Source organism: Mesorhizobium sp. M1A.F.Ca.IN.020.06.1.1, assembly GCF_004023265.1.
In the GTDB taxonomy this organism is placed as follows: Bacteria; Pseudomonadota; Alphaproteobacteria; order Rhizobiales; family Rhizobiaceae; genus Mesorhizobium.
The window spans coordinates 1-2,435 of the sequence record NZ_RZSR01000910.1; the positions used below are offsets into that span (position 1 = coordinate 1).

The 2,435-nt window shown below is 64.5% G+C and carries 2 protein-coding genes; both read left to right on the forward strand.

Annotated features, from left to right (window positions below; all coding sequences use genetic code 11):
• Positions 1 to 402 precede the first annotated feature (402 nt).
• Positions 403 to 1,467, forward strand: a complete 1,065-nt coding sequence (locus EOA60_RS28890) for a pilus assembly protein TadG-related protein (protein WP_095825054.1) — start codon at positions 403 to 405, stop codon at positions 1,465 to 1,467.
• Between the two features lie 286 nt (positions 1,468 to 1,753).
• The coding region (locus EOA60_RS28895; protein ID WP_128312314.1) for a DUF1223 domain-containing protein at positions 1,754 to 2,435 on the forward strand (682 nt) is incomplete at its 3' end.

Consider the following 2,435-nt stretch of genomic DNA (forward strand, 5'->3'; position numbering starts at 1 on the left):
GGTTTAAGGGGCAAGCGGTGGGCCCGGGGAGATCGGAGCAGAGCAGGCAAACACGCTCGCCAATGTCTGAACACGGCCAATGATCGGAGGCCGGCGCTGCCCCTCATCGCCCTGCCGGGCACTTCTCCCCGTAAGTGACGGGGAGAAGGGACTGGCCGCCGCCTCGGTACCTTTCTTGCAGCTTTCCAAATTGGCGAAATCGTCGATGGGGGCGCCTCTCTCCCCGTTACCATACGGGGAGAGGATGCCGGCAGGCAGGTGAGGGGCAGCGCAAGCGTTTGAAGGCTAGGGCGCCTCCGCGCAAAAATTCAAATCCACTTAAACTTTCATGCACTCATTTTGGGCATATCTCCACCTCTGGTGGCAGGCAGGTTGCATTGCCGGTGTGTATGGGGTTGGGGCATGTTCTCGTCGGCAAGAGATTTCGTTCGATCGCAAGGCGGCTCGATGCTGCCGATGATGGCACTGTTGGCGATCCCGCTGCTGCTCGCGGTCGGCTTTTCCGTCGACTACACCTCGGCGGTGACGACCAGGAGCAACATGCAGCAGGCGCTGGATGCCGCGATCCTGTCGATCACCACGCTGCCGACCACGACCTCGAAGGCCGATCGCCAGACGGCGCTGCAACAAGCCTATGTCGCCAATAGCGGGCTGGGCGACGCGACGCTCACCGCCGTCAACGTCGCCGCCGACGGCACGGCGACGTTCAGCGCCACGGCGGCCTATCCGATGCCGACCAGTTTCATGCAGATCGCCAGGATCAATTCGGTCGATGTCGGCGTCGGTTCCTCGGTGCGCAAGGCGCCGGCGCTGGTCCAGTCCACCTTCAAGGTGACGAAGGTGTCGGGCTACTGGAACAAGACGATGACGCTCTACGGCACCCAGTTCGGCCAGACCAAGGCCAAGCCGCTGATGACGATCAGCTATAATTACAACGGCTATGGCGACCCGAAGGGCTACGGCACAACCACCGTCAGCACTATCAACGGATCGACGACGACCGTGGTGCAGAAACAGGTCTGCACGACCTCGACGGTCGACAATTTCAGCAATCTGCCGAGCGGGGCGATCACCCAGACCAGCGGCAGCAACAAGTACGTCACGACCTGCGCCGATACCTTCTATCCGGCCAATGGCGCCGGCGCGGTGATCGATGTCAGCCAGATGGACCAGCTCTATCTGCAAATGGACGTTCCCTCGGGCAACCCGAAGGTGCTGAAGTCGAACGATCCCAACACCTCGAACCGGCTCTATATCGGCACCAGCGCCACCGATATGCCCGAGGTCGCGACCGGCCAGAAGGTCGACATCTTCACCTCAGTGCCCTGCGGCCAGACCGGCTACCAGGCCTGGGAAGACGGCGGCAACCCGGTGCCGGCGCCGGTTTCCAATGCCGATTTCTTCTACAATGTGACCGGCAAATGCGCCTTCAACCAGCGGCCGTCCGAGACGGTGCTGACGCAGTAGCGCCCTCCCTTCTCCCCTTGTGGGAGAAGGTGTCGCCGAAGGCGACGGATGAGGGGTGCTCCAGCTTGGTGGCGCCTTAATTCTAGACAAGAATCTAGCAGACGCGCTCGCGAGCGTCTCACTCCGCTGGAGCGCCCCTCATCCGTCTCGGCGCTGCGCGCCGATCCACCTTCTCCCACAAGGGGAGAAGGGGAAGGCGCCTCTCAATCACAAACCGGTGAAGCTGTAACGAAGTCCTCCGCGGCGGCGAAATGGGAGCATCGCCCCGCTACGGAGACTGCTTCCCATGACCGGATTGAAGACAAGGATCGGCCTGCTTGCCGGCGCGGCATTTGCTGCGCTTGCCGCCACGCTCGATGCCGCTTCCGCCGAGCCGCTTACCGTGGTCGAGCTGTTCACCAGCCAGGGCTGCTCGTCCTGCCCGCCGGCCAATGCCAATCTGATCAAGATCAAGGACCGTCCGGGCGTGCTGGCGCTGTCCTTCAACGTCACCTACTGGGACTATCTCGGCTGGAAGGACATTTTCGGCCGGCAGGAATTCACCCAGCGCCAGGTCGCCTACGAGCCGCCGCTCGGCCATGACGGGCCGTTCACGCCGCAGGTGGTGGTGAACGGCAGCGCCGACGCCGTCGGTGCGGCGCCCGGCGAGATCGAGCGGCTGATCTCGACAACCCCGTACGCCAAGGGTCCGGCGCTCTCGCTCGGCGACGGCAAGGTGAGCATCGGCGCCGGCACAGCGCCCGGCGGGGCGGCCGATGTCTGGCTGGTGCGCTACGCACGCGGCGTCGTCGAGGTGCCGGTGGCGCGCGGCGAGAACACCGGACGCACGCTGCCGCATGCCAATGTCGTGCATTCGCTGCAGAGGCTCGGCCGCTGGAACGGCGAGGCGACGACGCTGCCGCTGCCTGCGGCACCCGGGGGCTTGAGCACGGCAGTGCTGGTGCAGACGCCGGCCGGCGGGCCGATCC

Bases quoted from the DNA above. Each gene is read 5' to 3' on its own strand.
- EOA60_RS28890 (WP_095825054.1), top strand. From the start codon at position 403: ATGTTCTCGTCGGCAAGAGATTTCGTTCGATCGCAAGGCGGCTCGATG.